5 protein-coding genes and 1 pseudogene are annotated in these 3,604 nt (G+C 66.6%); 2 read left to right on the top strand and 4 right to left on the bottom strand.

Going from position 1 to position 3,604, the window contains the following annotated elements; genetic code table 11:
- The 3 genes and pseudogenes from EOA22_RS39105 to EOA22_RS27735 form a co-directional block, all read right to left on the bottom strand.
- Positions 1–116 (bottom strand): annotated as a pseudogene (locus EOA22_RS39105) (short chain dehydrogenase); the annotation flags it as partial.
- Positions 117–226: 110 nt separating this feature from the next.
- Complete coding sequence (locus tag EOA22_RS27740) at positions 227–853, bottom strand: helix-turn-helix transcriptional regulator (protein WP_063168767.1); 627 nt, start codon at positions 851–853, stop codon at positions 227–229.
- 8 nt (positions 854–861) lie between these two features.
- On the bottom strand, positions 862–1,734 hold the full coding sequence (locus tag EOA22_RS27735) for a S1C family serine protease (protein ID WP_063168768.1): 873 nt from the start codon (positions 1,732–1,734) through the stop codon (positions 862–864).
- A 227-nt stretch (positions 1,735–1,961) separates the two neighbouring features.
- Between EOA22_RS27735 and EOA22_RS27730 the strand changes: the two genes are divergently transcribed.
- Positions 1,962–2,912 carry a trypsin-like peptidase domain-containing protein gene (locus EOA22_RS27730; protein ID WP_013530167.1) on the top strand — a complete coding sequence of 317 codons (951 nt, stop codon included), beginning with the start codon at positions 1,962–1,964 and terminating at the stop codon, positions 2,910–2,912.
- Between the two features lie 9 nt (positions 2,913–2,921).
- Here EOA22_RS27730 and EOA22_RS27725 read toward each other — a convergent pair whose 3' ends face one another.
- The gene (locus EOA22_RS27725) at positions 2,922–3,347 is read right to left on the bottom strand and encodes a VOC family protein (RefSeq protein ID WP_013530166.1); all 426 of its coding nucleotides are present in this window, start codon (positions 3,345–3,347) and stop codon (positions 2,922–2,924) included.
- A 66-nt stretch (positions 3,348–3,413) separates the two neighbouring features.
- Here EOA22_RS27725 and EOA22_RS27720 point away from each other — a divergent pair.
- A partial coding sequence (locus tag EOA22_RS27720; RefSeq protein WP_164755893.1) for a helix-turn-helix domain-containing protein occupies positions 3,414–3,604 on the top strand: 191 nt, incomplete at its 3' end.

The raw sequence follows: 3,604 nt of genomic DNA, 5'->3' as shown, positions 1-3,604 counted from the left end.
GCGGTCTTGGCCGCGATCGTCCCATTGGCGCCGTCGCGCGCCGCGCGCAGCGCGATCGCCAGCCCGATGCCGCGCGATCCGCCGGAGATGAACAGCGTCTTTCCCTTGAGCGACATTTCCTTGCGCCTCCCTTGCAACACGTCAGACGCGAAGCTTTGCGCGGCGGGCGACCACAGCGCAAGACCCGACACGCCGGACACCGCGTTACGCAGCGTAGGGTTTATGACTAAACCAGCACCAGCCCCTGCCGCATCGCAGTGGCAATCGCGTCGGTGCGGTTGGCGGCACCGAGCTTGATCAGGATTGCGGCGACATGGAACTTCGCGGTGTGCACGGAAATGTTCAGCCGCCGCGCGATCACCTTGTTGGGTGCGCCCTCGGCCAGCAGCGCCAGCACTTCCGCCTCGCGCGGCGACAGCGAAGGACGGACGGCATGCTCGTCGGAGGCTTCATCTTCGAACGGCTCGCCATCGCCAGTATGGAAATCCTCATGGCGTCCGGTTCTGCGCTCGCCCGATACCCGATAGCCGGCCGCCGCCAGCCGCGCCGCCGCAGCGATCAACAAATCGTCCGCGCCCGTTTGGAGGACGGCCAACACCTCGCCCGCGGGCCGTTCGCCAGCGCGTCCCGATAGCAGAACCCGGGGAATGGCGGCCGGCACGGCACCGCCGCTGCTGTCGTCAACGATGGCGACGTCAGCCCTGCCGGCCACCACCGGCAGCAGGTCATCGCTCGCGGCCAGCGAGGCCGCCAAGCGCTCGGCGCGCGACGCATCGCCAAGCGCAATCAGCACCACCAGCCGCCGCGAGACGGCACCGTCATGCATGATCCGGTCGCTGGTGAGCGTGTCCATCACTCCTCTCAGGAAAGCGGCTTTTCGCCGATGGTCAGCCCGACATCGCGCTGTTCGCCGCCGCGCACCACGCCGAGCGTCACCGAAGCGCCCGCACTGTCTGGTCCGAGCCTGCGGATCAGGTCGCGCGGGCCATGCACCGCCTCACCGTTCCACGCCACGATGATATCGCCGAGAGAGAGACCGGCGGCCTTGGCGGGACCATCGTCATCGAGGCTCATCACCATCGCGCCATGCGCGTCGCGGTCGCGTACCGGATGCAGGCCGGCGCCGAGATAACCGCGCGCGACATGGCCCTTTTCGCGCAGCGTCGCAACCGCCCGCTCGATCGTCTCGTAAGGCATGACCAGCGCCCGGTGGCGCGGCCCGAACAGCAGCATGCCGATCAGCGCACCCTTGGCGTCGAGAACCGGGCCGCCCTCGAAACGGCCGCCGGCACCGACGGCCAGATTGATGCGCCGGTCGATGGTGCCGCCGCGCATCGAGCGCCAGGCCGGACCGACTTCGCCTACCGAGCCCGAAACGGCCAGAGCCGACCCGTTGCTATTGCCGATGGCGATGGCAATGTTGCCTGGCCGCACCGCGTCAGCCCTGGCCAACGGCACGGCGTTGATGGCCGTAGCCGGCTTCAGCAGGGCAACGCCAGTCGACGGATCGCGGCCGACCAGTTCTGCCTTCACCGCCTCACCCGAGGCCAGCGTCAGTTCGATCTCCTCGCCGGCCTCGACAGCCTCCTCGGCGGTGACGAAATAACCGTCACGCCAGTGGAAGGCGCTTGCCGTGCGGTGATGATGCGTGGCGAAGCCAGCCGTTGCCGCTGCCGCCTGGGCGGCGAGATCGGCGATGGCTTGCGAAAACGCACTCAGATTGAAATCGCTCATATTGGTCTCCTGGGTTCATCCATGCCCCAGATATCGCTCGACAGCGCGTTCAGAGGTACTCGCCTGAAGGCTAGTTGCCGGTTTGACTGGCCATCTGGTCAGGTCGCGGCGGTTCCAGCCGCTCCGCACATATAGTGCGTGTCGCCCAAAAGTGCTCAGCGGTTTTGGGACAACGACGCGCACAGGAAAAAAATCATCCTTTCGCCCGAAAAATACGGAGCCCTTCCATGGCCCTCGCCGCAGCCAAATTCGAACCTGACGATACATTGCTCGACGCATATTCGACGACCGTTGCGGACGCCGTCGACCGCATCGGCCCGGCCGTCTGCCGCATCGAACGCGTCGGCGGCCAGGGCGGTCACGGCTCCGGCTTCGTCATCGCGCCGGACGGACTGGTCGTCACCAATTTCCACGTCGTCGGCGATGCCAGGACAGTGCGCGTCTCGATGCCGGACGGCGCCTCCCGCGAAGGCCGCGTGCTCGGCCGCGATCCCGACACCGACATCGCGCTGGTGCGCGCCGACGGCAGCTTTGCCGATGTCGCACCGCTCGCCGATTCCAAGCGGCTGCGGCGCGGCCAGATCGCCATCGCCATCGGCAATCCGCTCGGCTTTGAATGGACCGTCACCTCCGGCGTCGTCTCGGCGCTCGGCCGCTCCATGCGCGCCTCGACCGGCCGGCTGATCGACGACGTCATCCAGACCGACGCAGCGCTCAACCCCGGCAATTCCGGCGGGCCGCTGGTTTCGTCGGCCGGCGAGGTGATCGGCGTCAACACCGCCATGATCCATGGCGCGCAGGGCATCGCCTTCGCTGTCGCCTCCAACACCGCCAATTTCGTCATTTCGGAGATCATCCGCTTCGGCCGTGTCCGCCGCGCCTTCATCGGCGTCTCGGCCGACACTGCCAGTTTGCCGCGCCGCGCCGCCCTGTTGTCGCAAGTCTCGACCAGCACGGCGGTTCGCCTGCGCAGCGTCGAGAAGGACGGCCCGGCGGCCAAGGCCGGCCTGAAAGAAGGCGACATCATCGCCGCCATCGACGGCCGTCCTGTCACCGGCGTCGACGACCTGGTGCGCATGCTCGACGCCGAACGCATCGGCCGCGAGACGCTGTGCACCGTCGTGCGCCGCACCGGTGTCAGCCAGGTGACGGTGACGCCGGTGGCAAGGGCCAGTTGAGGCGGGCGCTCAGGCTCCCGCCACCCCTTCCGCATACTGCGCCAGAAACGCCTCGCTCGGCGGGATCGGCTTGATGACGTCGATCAGCACGCCATTGGGGTCCTTGGTGATGAAATGGCGCTGGCCGAAGGGCTCGTCGCGCAGCGAGCGCAGGATCGGCAGGCCGGCGGCGACGACGCGCTCATAGACAGCGTCCGGGTCGCGAACCTCGAAATTGATCAGCAGGCCCGAAGCGCGGCCCCGCCCCTCTTCCGGGATGGTCTCATGGTCGCCCTGGACGATGCCGAGATTGACTCTTCTGTCCTCCCCCGATTGCAGATGCACATACCAGTCGCTTTCGAACAGGGGCTGGAAGCGGAAATGCTTCACATAAAAGGCCGCCGTGCCGGCGACGTCGCCGGTCATCAGCACCGGGTAATAGCTCGTGGTCTTCATCTTTCCTTCTCCCGTCAATTAACATACAGTCTGCATGTAAACCGAATTAACATACAGGCTGCATGTATGCAACAAGATTTCGCGCGTCGTTCCAACCGCGACCGCACCGAAGCCACGCGCGCCCACCTGATTGCCGCGGCGCGAAAGCTGTTCACGGAGAAATCCTATTCCGAGACCGGCACGCCGGAGATCGTCGCCGCCGCCGGCGTGACGCGCGGCGCGCTCTACCATCATTTTGCCGACAAGCAGGCACTGTT

The organism is Mesorhizobium sp. M7A.F.Ca.US.014.04.1.1, from assembly GCF_003998745.1.
Classification (GTDB): Bacteria; Pseudomonadota; Alphaproteobacteria; order Rhizobiales; family Rhizobiaceae; genus Mesorhizobium; species Mesorhizobium ciceri.
The sequence above is the reverse complement of the archived record's forward strand: the minus strand, read 5'-3'. Positions and strand labels throughout refer to the sequence as shown.

Excerpts from the sequence above, each read along its gene's own strand:
- EOA22_RS27735 (WP_063168768.1), bottom strand. The coding sequence starts at position 1,734 with ATGAGCGATTTCAATCTGAGTGCGTTTTCGCAAGCCATCGCCGATCTC.
- EOA22_RS27740 (WP_063168767.1), bottom strand. The coding sequence starts at position 853 with ATGGACACGCTCACCAGCGACCGGATCATGCATGACGGTGCCGTCTCG.
- EOA22_RS27730 (WP_013530167.1), top strand. The coding sequence starts at position 1,962 with ATGGCCCTCGCCGCAGCCAAATTCGAACCTGACGATACATTGCTCGAC.
- EOA22_RS27725 (WP_013530166.1), bottom strand. The coding sequence starts at position 3,347 with ATGAAGACCACGAGCTATTACCCGGTGCTGATGACCGGCGACGTCGCC.